18 protein-coding genes are annotated in these 21,460 nt (G+C 36.1%); 3 read left to right on the top strand and 15 right to left on the bottom strand.

Features of this window, described 5'->3' with window-relative positions; genetic code table 11:
* Nucleotides 1-45: 45 nt before the first annotated feature.
* Entirely contained in the window at nt 46-264 is a 219-nt protein-coding gene (locus Q0X59_RS04690; RefSeq protein WP_075523629.1) for a hypothetical protein, read from the bottom strand.
* Nucleotides 265-422: 158 nt separating this feature from the next.
* Here Q0X59_RS04690 and Q0X59_RS04695 point away from each other — a divergent pair, with 158 nt between their 5' ends.
* Entirely contained in the window at nt 423-1,130 is a 708-nt protein-coding gene (locus Q0X59_RS04695) for a rhomboid family intramembrane serine protease (RefSeq protein WP_075523628.1), read from the top strand.
* A 464-nt stretch (nt 1,131-1,594) separates the two neighbouring features.
* Here the strand turns inward: Q0X59_RS04695 and Q0X59_RS04700 are convergent, their stop codons facing one another.
* The 3 genes from Q0X59_RS04700 to Q0X59_RS04710 form a co-directional block, all read right to left on the bottom strand.
* Nucleotides 1,595-3,262 carry a PASTA domain-containing protein gene (locus tag Q0X59_RS04700; RefSeq protein WP_297643504.1) on the bottom strand — a complete coding sequence of 556 codons (1,668 nt, stop codon included), beginning with the start codon at nt 3,260-3,262 and terminating at the stop codon, nt 1,595-1,597.
* Nucleotides 3,263-3,354: 92 nt separating this feature from the next.
* Complete coding sequence (locus tag Q0X59_RS04705; RefSeq protein WP_075523626.1) at nt 3,355-4,467, bottom strand: class E sortase; 1,113 nt, start codon at nt 4,465-4,467, stop codon at nt 3,355-3,357.
* Nucleotides 4,464-5,258, bottom strand: coding sequence for a DUF881 domain-containing protein (locus Q0X59_RS04710; protein WP_297643506.1), 795 nt, complete (start codon nt 5,256-5,258; stop codon nt 4,464-4,466). The genes Q0X59_RS04705 and Q0X59_RS04710 overlap by 4 nt, the downstream gene beginning before the upstream one ends.
* Nucleotides 5,259-5,333: 75 nt before the next feature.
* On the opposite strand from Q0X59_RS04710, the gene crgA reads away from it, so the two are divergent.
* Nucleotides 5,334-5,747 carry a cell division protein CrgA gene (crgA, locus tag Q0X59_RS04715; protein WP_075523624.1) on the top strand — a complete coding sequence of 138 codons (414 nt, stop codon included), beginning with the start codon at nt 5,334-5,336 and terminating at the stop codon, nt 5,745-5,747.
* Nucleotides 5,748-5,918: 171 nt separating this feature from the next.
* On the opposite strand, the gene Q0X59_RS04720 is transcribed toward crgA, so the two are convergent.
* The 8 genes from Q0X59_RS04720 to Q0X59_RS04755 all read right to left on the bottom strand — a co-directional run bounded on the left by Q0X59_RS04720 (nt 5,919) and on the right by Q0X59_RS04755 (nt 16,455).
* Nucleotides 5,919-7,289, bottom strand: a complete 1,371-nt coding sequence (locus tag Q0X59_RS04720; protein WP_297643509.1) for an SAM-dependent methyltransferase — start codon at nt 7,287-7,289, stop codon at nt 5,919-5,921.
* A gap of 52 nt (nt 7,290-7,341) precedes the next feature.
* Nucleotides 7,342-9,387, bottom strand: a complete 2,046-nt coding sequence (gene pknB, locus Q0X59_RS04725) for a Stk1 family PASTA domain-containing Ser/Thr kinase (protein WP_297643511.1) — start codon at nt 9,385-9,387, stop codon at nt 7,342-7,344.
* A complete protein-coding gene (locus tag Q0X59_RS04730) occupies nt 9,384-10,349 on the bottom strand; it encodes a serine/threonine-protein kinase (protein WP_297643514.1) in 966 nt (321 codons plus the stop codon). Before Q0X59_RS04730 ends, pknB begins: the two co-directional genes overlap by 4 nt.
* On the bottom strand, nt 10,346-11,812 hold the full coding sequence (locus Q0X59_RS04735) for a penicillin-binding transpeptidase domain-containing protein (protein WP_297643516.1): 1,467 nt from the start codon (nt 11,810-11,812) through the stop codon (nt 10,346-10,348). Before Q0X59_RS04735 ends, Q0X59_RS04730 begins: the two co-directional genes overlap by 4 nt.
* Entirely contained in the window at nt 11,805-13,394 is a 1,590-nt protein-coding gene (locus Q0X59_RS04740) for an FtsW/RodA/SpoVE family cell cycle protein (RefSeq protein ID WP_297643518.1), read from the bottom strand. The genes Q0X59_RS04735 and Q0X59_RS04740 overlap by 8 nt, the downstream gene beginning before the upstream one ends.
* Nucleotides 13,391-15,037, bottom strand: coding sequence for a PP2C family serine/threonine-protein phosphatase (locus Q0X59_RS04745; RefSeq protein WP_297643533.1), 1,647 nt, complete (start codon nt 15,035-15,037; stop codon nt 13,391-13,393). The genes Q0X59_RS04740 and Q0X59_RS04745 overlap by 4 nt, the downstream gene beginning before the upstream one ends.
* A 158-nt stretch (nt 15,038-15,195) precedes the next feature.
* Entirely contained in the window at nt 15,196-15,726 is a 531-nt protein-coding gene (locus Q0X59_RS04750) for an FHA domain-containing protein (protein ID WP_075523619.1), read from the bottom strand.
* A 27-nt stretch (nt 15,727-15,753) separates the two neighbouring features.
* Complete coding sequence (locus Q0X59_RS04755) at nt 15,754-16,455, bottom strand: DUF3662 and FHA domain-containing protein (RefSeq protein WP_075523618.1); 702 nt, start codon at nt 16,453-16,455, stop codon at nt 15,754-15,756.
* 211 nt (nt 16,456-16,666) lie between these two features.
* Here Q0X59_RS04755 and Q0X59_RS04760 point away from each other — a divergent pair, with 211 nt between their 5' ends.
* Nucleotides 16,667-17,425 carry a phosphatase PAP2 family protein gene (locus Q0X59_RS04760; RefSeq protein ID WP_075523617.1) on the top strand — a complete coding sequence of 253 codons (759 nt, stop codon included), beginning with the start codon at nt 16,667-16,669 and terminating at the stop codon, nt 17,423-17,425.
* A gap of 103 nt (nt 17,426-17,528) precedes the next feature.
* Here Q0X59_RS04760 and mscL read toward each other — a convergent pair whose 3' ends face one another.
* The 3 genes from mscL to gyrA form a co-directional block, all read right to left on the bottom strand.
* Nucleotides 17,529-17,939 carry a large conductance mechanosensitive channel protein MscL gene (gene mscL, locus Q0X59_RS04765; protein WP_075523616.1) on the bottom strand — a complete coding sequence of 137 codons (411 nt, stop codon included), beginning with the start codon at nt 17,937-17,939 and terminating at the stop codon, nt 17,529-17,531.
* Between the two features lie 16 nt (nt 17,940-17,955).
* Complete coding sequence (locus Q0X59_RS04770) at nt 17,956-18,459, bottom strand: DUF3566 domain-containing protein (protein ID WP_103043334.1); 504 nt, start codon at nt 18,457-18,459, stop codon at nt 17,956-17,958.
* 230 nt (nt 18,460-18,689) lie between these two features.
* On the bottom strand, nt 18,690-21,395 hold the full coding sequence (gene gyrA / locus Q0X59_RS04775) for a DNA gyrase subunit A (protein WP_297643522.1): 2,706 nt from the start codon (nt 21,393-21,395) through the stop codon (nt 18,690-18,692).
* Nucleotides 21,396-21,460 lie beyond the last annotated feature (65 nt).

Raw genomic sequence — 21,460 nt, forward strand, 5'->3', positions numbered from 1 at the left:
TCCACTGACATCTACCGTTATCTTATATTTCATACGATATTGAATTTACTCTTCAGTAGCAGCTTCTTCACTTGTTGTTTCTGAAGCTACTTTCTTAGGTGAAGTACCTAAATCAATTGGCGAAGAGCTATTCTCCCATGGCTCTTCCCAAGGATCATAATCAGGATTATGACGCTTATAAACATAATATGCGGCAACACCTGCGAGCAGTGCTCCGAAGAGCAGTGCAAAGAACTTCCAACCGCCAGAGGATTTGTTCTCCATGATGACTCCTTCCGGTTTATGCTGACCTGCTCGTCCAAGTCAACGATTTCTACCACGATTTCTCGCTTATGTTTAATAATAGTAACTTTCCGTGACACTAGTAGAAATTTTTCAATATTTTTTTACATTTGTGCAGTCAACTAGTTAATGTTTATTTTATGGGCAATTTCTCTGTTAAAAATTTATTAAAAAAATTAAAAGCTGATAGCAAAAGTACAACATACATGCTTATTTACGCATGTGTCTTAGTGTGGGCAATTGAAATTATTTTATACGTTTTTTCGAAAGATTCTTATCAATTATTTATAGAAAACACTGCTTTCGTGCCTTCACTCGCTTTCAAAACGAGCTGGACTTGGTTCACTTCTATGTTCGTTCATTCCATTTCTATAGAACACATATTTTTCAATATGCTTTGCTTATATTCTCTAGGCTTGGAGCTTGAGAGATTTTTTGGTAGATTAAAGTTCTTTTTCTTATACGCTTTATGCGGATTAGGCGGCAGCGCAGCAACGATTTTATATTGTTCCATTACCAACGACTGGAATATGGCAGCTTACGGCGCTTCAGGGGCGATTATGGGGCTTATAGGAGCACTTCTAGTTGCACAATGGAAGTTAGGTCAGAATATTAAAGGAACGCTTATTTGGATTGCTATTACTTTAGCTTTACCTATTATTATTCCTCGCATTGCATGGCAAGCACATCTTGGAGGACTTGTTGTTGGAATTGTTTTATCAATGCTTTTAGTAACACATAATCCTATTTTGAAAAATTGTTCTTTTAATAAACGATTCACTATTTATTCTTCAGCATTGCTAATTATTCTGTTGGCAATATCTATGTTGTGCTTATTTGTTTTTTAATTCGATATCAAACAAATTACACGCATGTAGTTTTCCACAGATGTGCACAAAAATGTGGATAACCTGGGCATAAGTTGGGTATAAATCCACAAAATGCCCAAAAGTTATCCACAAAGTTATGCACAAACGTTGATAACTAGCACTTTTTAGCGCTGTGCGCATGTGGATAAAAAGTTATCCACATTTTAACGAATTGGTGGATTACTTTTTATAGCGCTCTAGAATACGCTCAGCTACAGTTAAAAAATATCCCCCAAAATAATAAAAATATCCAAAAATAGCCAAGAAACAACAAAAATAAAAGCAGCGTTACAGCCCAAAGCTGGTTATTTCGAGATATTTCGGATTATTTCCCAAAAGCACAATAAACCTAAAATATAAAAAGCGCGCCACGAGAACCACTTAACTCACATAAAGATGAGCATATGACAAACGCAGCACGTTTTTCAGTGAATTTTAAACTACTAATTTTCTATAGGCAATTTGCTCATATCAAAAGGCTTTTCAACCAAATAGTAAGCATTGTCGTCATCTGGAGCTGGAGCAAACTTCACAGGCTTACTTTCTCTAGTTGGAATAAAAGGATTAAATAAAGACATACTGTTTACATCCTTCGGAGGAATATTTATTTGAGTTTTCTTATATAACTTAGGATCTCTTCGTAGAATAAACGGTCTATTCATATCTGGCTCATGTTTGCCAACACCTTGGAAATAACCGTCAGCTTCCAACTTCTTCAAATCTGCTCCAACAGGGAAAATCACATAAAAATCAGCCATTCTAAAACTCATTTTATGGTTATATTCTGGATTCTTTTTATTTTCTTCCTCGTTCTCGTAATTTTTGTCAATCTTTCCACCAACGCAAGAATAGCCAGTAATTGGATCAAACATCGAATTACCACAGAATTCTTCAAATCCGCCTCGATAAAGCTCTACAGCTCCAGTATCTCCGAATATGAGATGATTCTTCATCCAACTCTTTTCTCCAAGAGCAGGATTCAAATCACAGCCCATAAACGTCTGATTTGTAACACACATATTCAATTCATTATTTAGGCCAAGACCTTCAAAACTAGCAACATTATCTGCTTTACGTAAATTCAAATAATCTCGCTCATGAGAACCATGCAATTCAAGCATTTTCATATTAGTTCCCGGATACTTAATTTTTGAAACAAAATCAAGACAATCACCTGAATTAGTACACCACAAACCATCAAAAGGATCAAAGTTCTCAGCCAAATATACTGTGCTGCCGTCAAAATCTTTGTCCTCACTTATAAACATTTTCTTATCAACACCTGCGCCAAAATAAAGCGTAACAGTGTCACTATTAGTTTGTGAGCCAAGAGAAGGATTTGAGCCTATAATCTTACCAATATTTTTACGAGAAGATAATTTTGGAACTAAAGATATATTCTTAAATCCATATTTACTCAATATATCTTTTGCTTTATTAGAATCCATTCCATATAAATCTGCTGGAACTCCCCTACCCTCTGAGCCAACCAACACGTTTATAACACGTTCTGAATGCTCGATAATTGGGTTTCCCGGCATTGGATAAGACCCAACGATTTTACCTGGTTTTGTAGCAATAGCTTTATGAACTTTTACAGGAACTTTCATACTCTTTAAGACTTTTAAAGCTTTATTTAAAGACATTTTATTAACGCCTTCAGGCACACCAGGTCCAAGAGATTCAACTACTGTAACTTTGCGCGAACGATCTACTTTTTCGCCCTCTTTTACTCCTTTTACTTCAACAAGATCGCCTTTTTTAAGAGGAGAAACTTTTTTAACTACCTTTACAGGAAGACCATATGACGATAACTTATCCGCCATTTCTTTCGCGCTATCAGCTTTTAGGGCAGGAATCACAGATTTTTGGAAAACTACATACGCAACCGCGCAAACTATAAGTGCTACTACAACAATTCCTATAACAATAAATTTCCATATTCCAAATGGTTTACGCTTTTTTGAATTATCAGAATTATTTTGTACATTATCAGAATTATTTTGTGAATCTAAATTTTCATTAACACTATCTTCAATTGCAACTCCGCAATTATCACAGAATTTACTATTTTCTTCTAGCTTAGATCCGCAATTATCACAGAAATTCATCTTTTCTCTCTTCTAAAAAAACAATAATTAAACAAATACGCATTGACTATGTAACTTTAATCATAGCCAATGCGTTAAATACATTAAATTTTTTAAATTGGAGTGTAATTAGACATTCTCTGCAAGAATGGTATATTTGCTGAAAGCCACGGGAATATCCATTGCATCAAAATCATTATAATAAGCAAATAGAGCAGAACTTGAAGTACTAAACGAATAAATAAGATTCCAGGCTGAAGCCTAGCTATGCCTCCAAAAATACTAGCATCAGGCTTTTTAACAACTCCTTCACGAATCTTTTTGCGCAAAGGCCAACGCCAAGCGGCAGCGCCTGCTATAAAAACAATCACATATAACACAGAAACAACAATCATTGGATTAACCAATGAATCGAGATGAGAAATAAGAGATTGCTGCTCATTGTTTATAAAACGGACATGGCCACTTTCATCAACCGTTGAAAGCTCTTTAGGTATACCGTCAGAAACCTTAGCCCAATAATCAAATTCTCCATAACTAATCCAACGGTAAATCGGTGTTGCATACTTTGGCTCACACGTTGTGAGAGTAATCATACGCTTGACTGGCTCTTTATCTGGATTTTCAGGATTCGGAGCAATAACCTCAGTGTGATCAGGAGTTACAATTTTATGAGTAGTATACCTATACACAAACCAATAATTTTTTGTACGTATTATTATTGGATCTCCTGGAACAAGTTTATCGACATCAATCAATGCTTGTCCGTAACCCTCACGGTGACCGGCAACAGCAAAATTGCCAATTTGACCAGGTAATTGAGTGCCCTCATAATGACCTAAGCCCAATCTATTAAGAATCTGAACAGTTGATCCTTCAATAATATTTCGTTCCCACTGATTTCCAAATCTAGGAACATACGCACGAGCAAGCAATTCGCCTACTTTGACTTTTCCTTCTACAGGAGGCTCACCAGATTGGCGCATTGCAATTTTCGTATTATTCCCTTTATTAGGGTTAGTCCAAGAAACTGATGTACGCACAGCAACTTGAGCGTGTTCAGCTTGCACTCCAGTCCACCATAATTGCCAAACAATATAAAGTATGCAAATTACAGCAAAAGCAATTAGAAGTTCTCCTAATACGTTTATGGCTTGCCAGAAAAATCCTGTGCTTTTCTGAACTTTAGCCTGAGGATTTTCTTCATCAGTGCGATAGTGCTTCATGCCACCCCTTTATTGCTATGAGAATGATGCTGTGAACCAAAAGTATCCATATTCGTTCCGCGTGGAACTCGTGCATACCTAAGCGGTTGCAGCAAAGCAGAAGATTCAGAGAAATGCAAATTCTCCTTTTTTTCTACTTTCCACCCTAATCCAAAAGCATTTACGTAGTCCTTATATGTAAGAATTGCCGGAGAATTATCCAACGCTTCTAACATATCGTCAGTAGAACCAATAGCAGATATTTTATATGGTGGTGAGTACTGATGACCCTGCAACATTAGAACATTTCCAATGCAAATAACAGCGGAATTAAATAAAACTCGCTGTCCTTGAATTGTCATTGCTTCTGCGCCGCCGCGCCATAAAGCATTCACAACTGCTTCAATATCTTGTTGGTGTATTACGTAATCATTTATATTTGGAGAACTTCCAGATCCATTCACTGTTGATTTCCATAAAGGCGAATCATTAAGAGTAACAGTAATACCAGGACCTTGTATTTCAGGCAATACAGTGCTGCTTATATTTGAATTAGAAGGATTATTTTCATTATTATTATCTAACGTCTTATTTAAAAGAGTGACCTTCGAATCTAATTTTTTAACTTCTTCTCTAAGTTCTTTCGCTCGTTGAGAATTTCGCTCAACCATTTGACTAGTATCTGAAGTTACAAAGGCTGTGCGATTCACTCGTTGATTTGTGACGAATAAGAAACCCGTTAATGCAAGAGCAATAGCAACGCTGCTTAGCAAGTGTTTTTTTGCTATATGTTTTCCTGTTTGCTTTGACATAATGACTTGTTTCTTTCTGCGTTCGAGTGTAACTATTATTATAGCGTGTAGCCTATTGATTGGAGAGTTACAGTTATGGCTGACGAAAAATTAGATACGTTAAACACGACTGCAGCTAACGACGCTGCCGTAGCAAGCGATAATAGTGATGAGGAATCTCATGACGATTTTTATGGCGTCCCTATGGATAAGGTAGAAGCAGTATTAAATACTACTGCAGATAAATCTACTTTGACTCCACAGATGCAACGTATGATGCAGCGCCAAGCTGAAAATACGCGCCGCGTTGAAGAGAGCATTAAAGGTACTAAAGCTAACGCAGGCTGGTTTGTGCCTCTTTTCTGCAGCTTAATGATAATTGGATTATTGTGGGCAGTTATTTTTTACTTGACTGCATCTTATCCAATTCCTGGTATTGGCGCTTGGAACCTGCTTATTGCTGGAGTTATTGCACTTGCAGGATTCTTCATGATGATGCATTGGCACTGATACTTAAATAAGCACTGATACTTAAATAACTATTTATGTTATTTCATAGATAGTTTTAGCGTTGAAGTATTTCTTATAAATTTATGAGATTGCTTCAACGCTATATTTTTATATTTAGAAATATTTCTTATTTCTTTGTTATTTGTTATTGATTTCTTTGTTATTTATTTCTTATTTTTCATTTTCTGGTTTTGCAAAAATTAAAATATGATTATTTTGCGAATCAGTTGTTGCAATAATACGCATTTGCATACCATCTTTAATTCGTAATTTCTTACGCAAAGAATCTACAGACATAGGAAAATTACGTACTACAATACTCGCATGAGTTATTCCATTTAAAGCTTGCTTTAAATCAAGTTTATTCATAGTACAAATATTTGTAACAGCTAACATTTTCCCAGGAAATTGTTTTACAGGATTTTTAGAAACAAAAACATGACTATTTTGTGCTATTTGATTAACTGAATACATATGCGTTAAAAGTTCAAAACATCCAGATTTCATAATAGATGCATTTGGCTCATAAACGTAATTTGCGTATTCTTTTAAAAAGTTTTTTGATTTTCCCACACAAGTTGGAATTGACGATTCAACAGCAGAAAGACCGAACTCGCTAGTTTCAGATTCACTAGCAGATTCACAATCAGATTCACTCGCATCAATTGAATCGTCTAAGAAAACTTCTATGCGAGCAGACTTTAAATCATATTTCGCGCAAAAAATAGTGTGCTGATCATCGTTCACACAATGAATACGAATATTAGTATGTATATTATTATCTAAAACAACAAGTAATTCTTTACATTCATTATTGCAAGAAACAATATGAACTTGCGAAACGTTACCTTCAAAATCAGATATAGTCTTACGCCAATCTAACATTGGAGAAAGTTTAACTATAACAAAATCAGATACATCAAGTAATTTATGTTTTAGTAACAATACATTTGGCGTACAATCCTCAATAGCATAAGTTCGAGAACCATGCGAATCACGTCTTGCAGGGTCTATATAAATCATAGTTGCTTTATGAATCGCATTAAGAGCAATAACACTATCTTCATTAAAGCAATGCACAATATTTTTGCACATAACACTAATATTATGTTGAGCAATACTAGCTAATTCACTCTGTTGTTCAATATAAATAGATTCATCAAACAACTGAGAAAGTATAGTGAAATCTACTCCAAATCCTCCAGTTAAATCCACAAACGTTGAATGATTTTCTGGTATTGATTTAAGTAATTCTCTAGTTAAAGATTTCTTATATTCTGCAGTAAATTGTGACGAACATTGCTCTAAAGAAAGATGAACTGAATATATCACATTTTCTAAAGACGCCCATAGCGGCAGCTTTTCTGATGCGATTTTCCGCCCTGCGATTTGATTAACAGCAAAAACAGTATCTACTTTAGAATTTTTCGATGCTTTCAGAGCAGCCACATCAGAAGGCAAGCTCAAATTATCCTCAATAAATTTAAGCGTCTGAGGATTAGTTTGAACTACTTTTTGAGGTTTCTTTAACTCTAAAAACATAATTTATTCTTGCGTAAATATCTCCTTTAAGTTTTACTCAAATTCGCACAATCTAATTTCCATTGCCAGAAGGCGTTTGAGATCCGGAATGATTTCCGTTCGGATCAGTAGGCGTAGTTGAAGCAGACGGAGTAGTAGTAAGAGTAATCTGAGAACCCTTTTCTAGCTTAGTTCCTTCAGCTACAGACATTTCAGTAACAATGTCATCATCAGTCGCACCGGCACTTAAAATAACCTTAAATCCTCTAGATCCAAGAATCATCTTTGCCTGTTTAACTGTAGTTGTTCCAAACGCAATATGAGGAACTTCAACTTTTGAACTTCCTGAAGAAACATACAACTTAATAGAACTATGCGGCTCTACAACGCTACCAGAAGAAGGATCTAAACGTATTACTGAACCTTCAGGAACAGAATCTGATTCCTCAGTTGTAGTGTCTGTGCTAAAACCAAGACTCTGCAATTGGCTAATAACACTATCTTTAGGATGACCAACCATATTGTCAGGAACTTTAGTCATTCCAGAAGAAATATAAAGTGTTATAGAAGAACCTTTATCTGCAAACGATCCTCCAACTGGATCAGTTCGAGTTACATGATTCTTCTTAACATCAGAACTATCTTCCACACAAACACTAGATACCTTAAATCCTGCTTTAGTCAATGCTTTACGAGCATCTTCTTGACTTTCATTAGTTACATCAGGAATCTTAGTAGATTGCGGACCAACAGAGAACCAAAGAATTACCTTCGATCCAACAGCAACACGCTCCCCTCCTTTAGGAGATTGCTTTGTAAGAGTTCCTTCAGGCTGAATAGACTTAGTATCTTCACGAATATCTGCTATCAAGCCAAGCGCACGAAGTTTTTCTCTAGCAGCATCTTGAGTAGTAGATTCTCTAAAAGTTGGAACAGTAACTTCTCCAGTATTACGCCCCTGTATGAGCACAATTACCAAACCGAGTATAACTGCAAGAGCTACAAACACGCCGATTATAGAGCCAAGCACTACCTTCTTTCTATGCTTAGCTTGAACGGCTGCACGCTGAGCTGCTCTAGTAGTAAATGTTCCTGTATTATTTGAATCCTCTCCATATTGTTCTATAGGATTAAAACTCTGAGTTGATGCTGTGTCTATTGCACTCATGGTTTGAGTAGCAGACATTTCCGCTTGCTTACGAGATTTTATATTCGCGAGATCTGTTAGCGGATTAAATGCTGCTGCAGCTGGCACACCGCCATTCATAAAAGCAAGAATATCATTCTTAAATTCTGCAGCAGTAGCATAACGATTTTGACGATCTTTAGCCATTGCCTTAGCGCAAATTTTATCCCACATAACAGGTAAACCTGGCACTAAGGTACTAACAGGTGTTGCAACTTCAGAAACATGCTGGTAAGCGATTGCAACAGCAGAATCGCCTATAAAAGGCGGTCTTCCAGTAAGCATTTCATACAATACGCATCCTGCTGAATACAAGTCAGATCGCATATCAACTTGCTCTCCGCGAGCTTGTTCAGGAGATAAATATTGTGCAGTACCAACAACACCTTGAGATTGCGTCATAGTAGTTGCAGAATCATCTAGAACACGAGCAATGCCAAAGTCCATGACTTTAACAATCCCTTGTTCGGAAATCATTATATTTCCAGGCTTAATATCCCTATGAATGATTCCCATTCTATGAGAATATTCTAAAGCATTTAGAACTCCCAACATGATCTGCTCTGAATCACGTTGACTCAACGCTCCATTCATTTTAAGAATATCTCGAAGTGTTTTGCCTTTTACATATTCCATTACTAAATATGGCAAACATTCTTCAACGCCATTTTCGGTTACAACTGACTCTTCTCCAGAATCATAGATATTCACAATATTTGGATTGTTCATTTGAGCAATCGAATGTGCTTCTCTTCTAAATCTAGATAAGAAAATCTCATCTGTAGCTAAATCAGAACGCATTATCTTTACAGCAACAGTTCTGCCAAGCCTGCTATCTTGCGCTATTCTAACTTCAGCCATACCGCCGCGACCAATGAGTTCTCCTAATTGATATCGGCCATTCGCCAATGAAGTTGGCATTGTACTACTCATTGTTGCTCCTTGCGATTATTGGTATCAAAAATATCTATTATATTTATTTTTGTTTGAGGTAAACTTTTTATTCGACGTAGCGGCCTTGAATTCTGCGAATTAAGCACCGATGTTTTATCGTCAAAAGCTGTCTGTTGATCTAACAATCTTCGTTCAATTTTAGAAAGAACTTTTGCAACTATAAGAGCGTCTTGAGGACGATCTTTAGGATCTTTTGAAAGCATTGACATTACAAATTGTCTTAATTGCAAATCAATAGTTTCAGGTAAAGGCGGTACAGGATCATTTACATGTGCAGCTGCAATATCAACTGGAGTAGCTCCAGTAAAAGGCCTATGCCCACACAATCCTTCGTAAGCTACAACTCCAAGAGAATAAATGTCTGACTGAGCAGTAGCTTGTTCACCTTGTGCTTGTTCAGGGGAAATATATTGTGCAGTGCCAACAACCATTCCATCTTGGGTTATTTGTTCTTGATCATTAGAATAAGAAACACCAAAATCAGTGATTTTCACACTACCAGTTTTAGAAACCATAATATTTGCAGGTTTAACATCTCTATGAATAACTCCATGCGAATGAGCTATAAAAAGTCCTCTAGCAGTCTGAATAAGAATTGGCAACAATCTAGTTGGCTCAACAACTTTTTCTTTACGATACAAATCAGCAAGAGATTTACTTGGAACGTATTCCATAATAAGGAATCCAATTCCATCATGCTCATAATAATCAAATAAAGCAGCAATATTAGGATGCGCAAGATTAGCAGAGTTATGAGCTTCAGCGCGTAAACGTCTTAATTTAGCTTCAACATTAGAAGTATCTGTTCTTAAAGCTTTAATAGCAACAACACGACCAAGTTGTATATCAAAGCCTTTCCAAACTTCTCCCATTCCACCTTGTGCTAAGCGATGATCAAGGCGATACCTATGATGAACTAATTGTCCTTCTATAAGTTTCATTTCGTAAGCGCCTCCTTCATCACCTTTTGCATAATTGGTCCTGCTGTTACAGTTCCAAATGAGTGAGAATTATGAATAACAACTGCTATAGCTATTTTAGGGTCTTGAGCCGGAGCAAATCCAATAACCCAACCATTTAATGATTCTTTATGAACACCAATTTGAGCAGTACCTGTTTTTGACGCCACAGGAATATTTGGCAAAGATAAGTGAGGATTACCCTTAGTTACAACAGACTGCATCATATTTGTTAATTTTACAGCATTATCAGCACTCATAACTTCACTCATAACAGTTGGCTTTGTTTGAGAAAGAACCGATAAATCACTAGACCTTACACAATCCACTAACGTAGGTTTCATTAACACACCTTTATTCGCAATTGCAGACGCAACCATTGCAGCTTGCAAAGGTGTAACTACTACATCTCCTTGTCCAATTGACTCAATAGCTAACTTATCAGGCGTTGGCTTAATTGGTATCCTAGATGTTACTGCGCGCATAGGGAAACCAGTAGAATCTGAACCATCAACTGTAATAGAGCTGAAGAATCCAAATTTTTTAGCTTGTTGCGTTATAGCATCAGCACCTAAACTAACTCCAAGCTGAGCAAAAGCAGTATTAGATGAATAAGCTAAAGCATCTTCTAAAGAAATTTTCCCATCATTTCCATTTGCTTGATATACAACATTCATTAACGAGGTTTTAGTTCCAGGAAGAATATAACTTGAGCCAGCAGGAATAATACTGTCTGGCTGATATTTTCCAGACTCTAATGCAGCTGCTGCAACAACAGTTTTGAATATTGAACCAGGAGCATATAATTCAGATATTGCTCGATTAAGCATTGGATTATTAACATCTGAAGTCAACTTATTATAAGAACTATTAACTGAACCTATATTATGAAGAGCTAAATTACTCGGATCATAACTTGGAGTGCTTACCATTGCTCTAATCTTGCCAGTTTTAGGCTCTATCGCAACCAAAGCTCCATCTTTATCTTTAAGTAATTCGTAGGCTAGTTTTTGTAGTTTAGGATCTATTGAAGTTTCTATCGAAGCACCTTTATTTGCTACACCAGTAAATAACGACTTAAATTTTTGCCAGAACAAAGCATGAGAATCACCACTCAATAGTTCATTGCGTGAAGCTTCAAGACCTCTATCTGCACGTTGACTGATAGAAAAATATCCAGTTATAGGAGCGTAAAGTGTTCCTTGGGTATAATATCTTTGATACGCAAAAGCATCTTTAGAAGGCTCTGATTTAGCCAAAATAGTCCCATCAGATGCCAATATTGAACCTCTAGGCGCTCCAAATTCGTTATATAAAGCACGCCTATTACGAGGATCTGAATTTAACGCGTTCGCTCTTATAGAAGTGATTGTCATACTTGATATTCCAAGAATAACAAACAAAATCACTACTGTAGCAAAAAGTTGCTTTAAGCATTTATTCATCACTATCACCCCTATTTGCAGAGTGATTGTTTATATTAAGAGATGGAACTACTAATTCAGGCCATAAGTCATCATCTAATTGCCTATTTTCATACAAATCCGAAGAACCAGAATCCGAATCCGAAGAATCAGAATCCGAATAAGATGAACTCTCATCGCTATCTAAATCATCATAATCTTCGTTTTCTTGTTCTCTATTTTGAGCAGCATCAGCACGCTCTTGTAATTCGCGCTCTCTTAACGCAGCTAAAGCTTCATATTGGAACGTATCAGACATCACAGCAGCTTCAGGCTTATTAGCAGCGTTAGAAATCACAACAAGAATTGCAACAAGAATATAATTAGCTACTAGCGAAGATCCTCCAGCAGCCATGTAAGGCATTGTTAAACCAGTTAATGGAATAACTAATGTAATACCTCCAACAACAGTGAAAACTTGGAAAGCCATTGTAAAAACTAAGCCAGACGCTAATAATTTTCCAAATCCATCTTTAATTTTCATAGCTGTAATAATGCCAGAAGTAATAATTATCAAATAAAGCATCAATATAGCTAGTAATCCAGTAAGTCCTAATTCTTCTCCAACAGAAGCATAAATAAAATCTGAATTAGCTAAAGGAGTAAGAGAAGGATGTCCTTTACCTAAACCTGTACCCATTGTTCCACCAGATGCAAGTCCAAAAAGACCACTTACAATTTGAGCAGAACCTCCAGGGAACCTATTGTAAATTTGCGAATCAAATGGATGTAACCACGCATCAACTCTATATTGAACATGCGCAAATAGTTTTACAGCAGCAAAACATCCTATCATGAATGCTATTACGCCAATTGCAAGCCAACTTTTTCTTCCTGTTGACACATACAACATCGATACGAACATAGCAAAGAACATTAAGGAAGTTCCTAAATCGTGTTGAATAACTAACACGCCCATAGAAATTGCCCAAACTATAGCTATAGGTCCTGTATCTTTCAATCTAGGAAGATGAACTTTAAAAATCTTCATACCACCAACAGCAAGACGATCTCTGTGATTAAAAAGATACGCTGCAAAGAAGAACGATAAGAATAATTTCGCAAATTCACTAGGTTGAAGAGTATGTTGACCAAAACCAACCCAAATTCTCGCTCCACCGATTTCTTTTCCAAAACCAGGAATCATAGGAGATAAAAGAAGCACAATACCAATAACCATGCTTACATACGAGAATCTTCTTAAAATACGATAATCATCAATAAAAATCACTAATAAAATCGAAAGAACTAATGCAACACAAACCCAAATTAGTTGTTTAAGAGCCACATGCGTACCAAGTTGCTTATCAATACGAGCTATCATCGCTGTACCAATAGCAGTCAAAATCAACATGCAAGGTAATATAACTTGACTTGCAAATGGCTTTTTAACTAATAAAACTCCCCATAGAATCAAATAAAGAATCGCAACTAATAAAAGTATTGAAGCGAATTGAGTTGTTATATAGCCATCTATTCGCAAGAACATTTGAATGAATATAATGCTTGCGATCAACATTGAAAATACTAATAACGCTACTTGTCTAATACGAGTAAAAGTCATGAGTTGTGATCCTCCTGACCAGTACCGTCACTTTTATGATTATTATCTTTATCTGAATCGCCATCAGATTTTTGTGACTCTTGATTATTGGAAGAAGACTTACTGCCACTATTACTATCTGAATTATCTTTCTTATCTGAATTATCTTTCTTATCTGAATCTTCAGAATTATTAGATTTAGTATTTTTACCGCTATCACGCAATTTTTCTATTTCTCTAGCGTGCATTTCACGACGAATTAAAGCAGCATGACCTCTAGCTTCAGAAAGACTACTAACAGTAATACCAGTTTTGAGTTGCTCTTGCCAAGATTTATCAAGATTACTTACGATTATGTCAGTTGATTCAACTTCATGAGATAAAGCTAAACCGAATATATTCGTTGGTACACCTTGATAAATAGCAACACGATTATTGTTGCTACCAACGTAATATTGCATTTGAGTCCAAGCATAAACTCCATATCCACATGCACATACAATAATTACAACAAATAGTGACGCTAAAGCGACTCCTATTCTAGTCCAACGTCGACGTAAATGATTTGCTTTATGCGCTTCGTCCTGTTCACGCTTTACAGCACGCGCAACATCAGGATCTCGAGGATCTGTGGAAATTTTCCCATTTTTCTTAGCAACAACAGGTATTTCATTAGTATCTGGAGTATACAAATCACTAGAATCTTCACGAATATGCGATGGCTGAACTAGACGAGTTGCCTGCTCAATATTAGAATTATCAGAAGATTGATCGCTATTTTGAGCTAAAGCTGCAGCTCTTTTAGCAGGCGAATTATCGTCACGCAATGCGGGAGTAGAAGCAACAGCTTTATTAACAATATCTGCAATAGATTCCAAATCTAAACTAGCAGCTCCACCAATAAGAGGAGTTTGATGAGGTAAATCAAAAGCATCAGCATCTAAAGCCAAAGTAGCATCCGCAATAACAGCAGTAACATTATCAGTACTACCTGCACGAAGTGCCATAGAAACAAGTTTTTGAGCACATTCTTCCTGGTTAGAAATAGTGCTCATAACCTCTTGAATAGTAGAATCCTCTAAAACTCCACATAAACCATCTGAGCATAAAAGCCAACGATCAGAAGGATGCGCAACACGTATTGAAATATCTGGACGAGGATCAATATCAAAATCACCCAATACTCTCATAACAACATTTCTTTGAGGATGATTTCGAGCTTCTTCAGGAGTTATGTGACCCATATCAATCAAATGTTGAACATAACTATGATCTGAAGTTATTCTCATAAGATGATTATCTCTCAATAAGTATGCTCTAGAATCCCCCAAATGAGCTAAAACCCAATAACTACTTACAAGAGATAATGCAGTAACAGTTGTACCCATTCCTGCTAATTTACGTTCTCGCTTAGCTTTACCCACTATTGCATCGTGAGCTGCCATAATAGAAGTTTCCAACATATCAGAAACTTTTTTAACATCATTTGGGCGAGAATCTTGTTCTATATGAGCTAAAGATCTAATAGCAATAGTAGAAGCAGTATCTCCACCAGCATGACCACCCATACCATCGCAAATTGCAGCAAGATGTTCACCAGCAAATGCCGAATCTTGATTATTACTACGAACTGTACCAACATCACTTACAGCTGTAGCATACATGAATAAAGTCTTATCTATAGAAAAAGAATTATTATAATTTTCTGATTTAGCTTCTTTTATTTCATCAGATTTATTTTTAAATGAATCTTCGATATTTTTATAATCAGAATCATCTATATTATTATTGGTCATATTTGAATCAGAATGAGCCATATGTATCACCTCAATTCAAACATGGTCGCGCCAATACGCACAGAAGTCCTAGGCTTTAGTACAACTGGCTCTGTTACACGAGCATGACCAATCATAGTTCCATTAGTACTTCCCAAATCTTCAAGAACCCATGATTGAACACTATTGTTGAAATAAACACGAGCATGATGAGATGAAACAAATTCGTCATTTAATACAACAGTATTAGATGCAGATCTTCCTAATGTAACTCCAGACGCATTTAATGGGAATGAAGATCCTGCTAAAGGCCCGTCAATAATAACTAAAAGTGTAGGACCATTATTATGAGGTGACTTGTTATGCTGCTCATCATTTTGCGAAATATTGTTACGAACCTTATTATTAGACTCGGAAGCGTAATTAGAACGCTTATTTTTGTCCATCAACTTCTTTTTACGAGGACTAAAAATTTCAATATCCTTATGCAAAGACCGAATAGCACACCACACAAAAATCCAAAGTAAAGCTAATAAACCATACTTCAGTATTGCAAATGTAAGTTCAGTAAAAATCATGCGCGTGCTCGTCTCTTAGAAGTTCTCTTACTCCTGATCTTGCGAGGAAGCCCAATAGAGTATGCGAGTTCTACCAATGGTAATCGTATTGCCATCAACTAAAGTAGCTGCTGGAACTTGGTGACCTTCAACAAAAGTACCATTCGTAGAACCAAGATCCCTAGCAATCACACCATCTGGAGTTATATTGATATTAAGGTGACGGCGAGAAATACCAGGATCATCAATAACAATATCGCATCCAGATCCACGACCTAAAATAGTGTTATCTTTAGTCAACAAATACTGATTTCCATTGATTTCCAGCATAGGATGATTTTGAGATTGATCTTCTGTAGTAACAGGAACAGCATTACCTTGAACAGATTCAGAAGATAATTGGAAATTGCCTTTTGTTAATTCCAAATCTTCCTCAAAAATAACCACAACAGGGCCAACAAAAGCATAATGCTGACTTTTAGCATATTGAGTAAGATTATCGGCAAGTTCATTTGCCAATGCTTCACTTCCCCATTGCTCAATATGATCAAAATCAGGTGTACTCAACTTAAAACGATACTCATTAGGAGCAACCGTATGATCATGACCAATTGGCATGGCTTCAGAATCAATTTCTCGCTCCAAAGCACTAGAAAGATCTACAGGTTGTAAATCTTTAGAGCCAAATTTGGCGAAGACACCGTTCATTGCACCTTCAACGCTTTTCTCAAGTCGGTCAAGCACGCTCATTATAAACCCTTTCTATCTTTTCAACATAGTACTCGTCACCGGGTACGGTATTCAACATTCCATATTTTTATAATAATTTTTATAATAATTTTTAACTCTCAAAAACAAATATTAAGGTTTATATATCAATATTAAAGCCTTATCAAAGTATTCATTATTAGTTATAGCTTATTCACCTTTTAGCATAGTTAATGTAGTACTCTTAAATAATATGAATACTTATAATAATGAAAATTCGAATTTTAAAAAAGTTATGCAATGCTTTTTGTATTCTATAACGTTTTTACTAGCTGTTGCTTTTCCTATTATAGGTAAAGCAATATTGACAAATCCAAAAGAAATTGCTTATGAAAATTCTATAGTCGCTTTATTCCATAATAATTCTCCACATTTTTTGTATTCAATTTCTCATGTTATAGCAATAATTTTCTCAACTAAATGTTGCATTCTTATATTAGTTTTATTAGCGTTAGCATCTCTTTATATACATAAAAATTATAAAATTACTATTGTTCAACTCCTTATATCATTACTTCCGATGATATACGTTTTTGCAGTTAAATTTGCTGTTCATAGAAATAGGCCAAATATAGGAATATCCGTTCAATTACCTCCAGATCCAAGCTTTCCTAGTGGTCACACTGCTGCAGCTGTAGCAATTTGCACGATGATCATGTTAATTGTTTATCTTAAAAAACCTACTTTCCTTCAATCAGGATTGTTTATAAGTGGATTTGTTGTGATTATTGTTGCAATATCCAGACTTATTGTTGCAGCACACTTCCCTACAGATGTTCTAACTTCAGCTATTATTTATCCGCTATTAGCAACAACTATTTTCTACATGTTTCAAAAACGTGGTTTATATGAATCAATTAAAATCAATAAAATAAATGGATCAGATATATTGAATAAAGTAGAAAACACTGAAATAGAAAACACTGAAATAGAAAACACTAGCGAAAAATAGAAATAACAAAATAACAATAAAAGTAAATATCCTCTCTAACTTTTGAACATCTTTTTGTGTTAGAGAGGATATTTTTCTTTACTAAATCTAAACTAAATCTAAACTACTTATTCGCTAACTCACTACGAATATCTTTCAATAGTGAAATTATTTCTTTTTCGCGAATCTCTCGTTTCTCTTCTTCAGTTTTTTCTTTATCTATTTGCAACAAATTCGCGCTAACTTCTCTTAATTTATTTATAGGAAGAACTATACAAAAATATACAGCTGCAGCAACAATAATGAAGTTCAATAAAGCACCTATAACAGCTCCAAAAGATATTGTTGCTCTGTTAAACGTAATTGTAAGAACACCATTAAGCTCTGGTTTTCCACAAATCATAGCAATTAAAGGGTTAATTATGTGTTTAACAATTGCTGTTACAACTGAAGTAACAGCGCTACCCATAACAACACCAACAGCCATATCAATAACGCTGCCGCGAGAAATAAACTTCTTAAATCCCTTTAACATAATGTTCTAAACTCTATCAGTCATCTCCCAAAGTGAGATGAACTCCTCCAACTAATGCTCCAACAACGTTATAAAGCAAAGAAACAATTACAGAAAGAACAGTAGCAACTAATATTTCAACAACTGAAAATATAGTTGTCGCGCTTAAAACAGCAGGAAGTGAGAATACGTCTGCAAGATTAAAACCATTAGTGTCTAAACCGGTAGAAGATACAATCTGCGTTACTTGATCAAAAACACCAACCATGTTCAAGAACACCCATACTAAACCTGCAGCAATAACTTGAATAATTCCTACAGCAACACTCAGCAAAAATGCTACTTTAGCTATAGACCAAGGATCAACCCTAACTAAAGAAAGGCTCATTCTACGTGCTCGTGGACGATGCGAAGAATGCGCTCTTTTTTTAGTCTGAGAAGAAGCCACTCCTCCAATAGTACGAGGCATTGCACCACCACTATTTTCAGATGAATACGCTCCAGAAGAAGCTGTACGCACTGGTTCATAATCCTCGCTCATGAATTATTCCTTCTCTTATATTTGTTTAGTCAGTACAAGAAGTTTTAATAACTCTATAATGTGCTGATTAAGCCTATTTATTGCTTATTTCTAATAAAAAAGAGTATCAGTCGAAAAGGACGTGCCATTAGACTGATACTCTTTAATTTTCACACTTTATTAAAGTTTATTATTCTTTATTTAAGTGTTTAATAATAATTATTTAATTAAGTATTAAATATTTTTAATTATTAAATACTATTATTATCTGTATCTTCGCTAGATTCGTTCATAGTGTGAGATTCATTTATTTCTTGACTCTCTTTTACTTCTTTTGAATCAAATTCAGAAGATTCTTGATTTTCAACTATCTCAGGATTTTCTTCATCTTTTTCTTCATTACGAGCTATAGAAATAATCTCATCGCCTTTATCTGGCTTAGCAAGTGTGACACCTTGAGTAGTTCTTCCAGTGCGCTTAACTTCATTCACATCTGAACGAATTACTTTTCCAGATTTCATAATTGCCATTACTTGATCTGTTTGTTCAACAATCAAAGCACCAACCAAAGAACCGCGTCCCTCTGCAAGCTGTACAGCTTTAACACCATAACCATTTCTACCTTGCAAACGATATTCTTCAATAGCAGTCCTCTTAGCAAAACCTTCATTTGTAACAACAAGAAGATCTTTACTTGTTTCAGCAGCAACTACATCCATATCAAGTAATTCATCGCCATCTCTAAATCGCATACCTTGAACACCAGCAGTCTGACGACCCATTGGGCGAAGTTGCACATCATCAGCTCTAAACTTCAAACTCATTCCAAGCTTAGAAACGAGAATAATGTCATCTTCTGAATTGCAAAGTGCTGCACCAATAAGTTCATCTATTGGTTCACCAGTTTCTTCATTAGACATTAAGCGAACTGCAATTAAACCACCTTGACGAGGTGAATCATATTCTTGCAAAGAAGTTTTCTTAACTTTTCCAGAACGAGTTGCCAAAACCAAATATTTAGCAACATCATAATTTGGAATTGAAAGAACTGTTTGAATAGTTTCTCCTGGAGCGAATTGCAATAGGTTAGCAACATGCTGACCCTTAGAATCGCGTGAACCTTCTGGCAATTCATAAGCTTTCAAACGATAGACTCGACCACGATTAGTAAAGAAAAGCAACCAATTGTGAGTAGATGTTAAGAAGAAATGATCAACAACATCATCTTCACGAAGCTTTGCACCTTTAATGCCTTTACCACCGCGATGCTGAGCACGATACTCATCAGCCTTAGTTCGCTTGATATAACCTGCTCGAGTTACTGTTACAACAACGTTTTCTTCAGCAATAAGATCTTCAACATTCATTTCACCAGAGAATGGGAGAATCTTAGTTCTGCGTTCATCGCCATATTTTGCAACTATTTCATCAAGTTCATCGCCAACAATTTTGCGTTGACGTTCTGGGCTTGCCAAAATATCGTTATAATCAGCAATTCTACGCATCAATTCTTCATGCTCATCTAAAATCTTTTGACGTTCCAAAGCTGCAAGTCTACGAAGTTGCATAGCAAGAATAGCGTCAGCTTGTACATCATCGACATCAAGCAAATTCATTAAGCCTGTGCGAGCAGTATCAACATCTTTAGATTGACGAATTAAGGCAACTACTTCGTCAATCATATCTAGGGCTTTCAAATAGCCTTGTAAAATATGATCTCTTTCTTCGGCTTCGCGCTTCAAATAACGAGTACGACGATCAATTACTTCAAGCTGATGAGTTACCCAATGACGAATAAAAGCATCTAAACTCAAAGTTCTAGGAACGCCGTCAACCAAAGCAAGCATATTTGCGCCGAAAGTCTGCTGCAATTGTGAATGCTTATACAAGTTATTTAAAACAACTTTTGGTACAGCATCTCGCTTAAGAACAAGAACTAAACGCTGACCTGTACGACCAGATGTTTCATCTCGCATATCCGCAATGCCTTGAATTTTGCCATCACGAACAGCTTCACGAATAGAAGCAGCTAAGCGATCAGGATTAACTTGATATGGTAGCTCAGTAACAACCAAGCACATTCTTCCCTTAATTTCCTCAGTATTAACTACTGCGCGCATTGTAATTAAGCCGCGTCCAGTTCTGTACGCTTGCTCAATTCCCTTATGACCTAAGATAGTTGCTCCAGTAGGGAAATCAGGTCCTTTAATACGCTGAATTAAAGCTTCAAGTAATTCTTCTTTACTTGCTTCAGGATGATTCAAAGCCCAGTGCACACCATCAGCCACTTCACGCATATTATGAGGTGGAATATTTGTTGCCATACCAACAGCAATACCAGCAGAACCGTTAACTAAAAGATTTGGAAAACGTGCTGGAAGAACTGTAGGTTCTTGAGTTTTACCATCATAATTAGGCAAGAAATCAACAGTGTCTTTATCAATATCTCTAACCATTTCCATGGCTAAAGGTGCCATACGACATTCTGTATAACGCATTGCTGCTGCAGGATCGTCACCAGGAGAACCAAAGTTACCTTGACCATCAACAAGCATGTATCGCATAGACCAAGATTGAGCCATACGAACTAAAGTGTCGTAAATAGCATAATCACCATGAGGGTGATACTTACCCATAACGTCACCCACAACGCGAGAGCACTTATTATATCCACGATCCGGTCTATAACCGCCATCATACATAGCGTAAATAACGCGGCGATGAACAGGCTTCAAACCATCACGAACATCAGGTAAAGCGCGCTCAACAATAACAGATAATGCGTAAGCTAAATAAGATTCACGCATTTCTTGTTGCAAATCCATATGCTTTACGCGAGCACCCTTCATTAAGCCATAATCAGTATTATCTGCTTCTTGTGGGCTTTGTGGCTCCATTGATTCGTCCGGCAGCTGCTCTTCACCATCATTATTGACGGAGTTCATTTCATCTACCAATGTAATTCCTTTTTCTTACGATTCGAAGTATTTTTGCACTTATAAAATATTTACAAATATTTTTA

The organism is uncultured Gardnerella sp. (genome assembly GCF_947280595.1).
Taxonomy (GTDB): Bacteria; Actinomycetota; Actinomycetes; order Actinomycetales; family Bifidobacteriaceae; genus Bifidobacterium; species Bifidobacterium vaginale_A.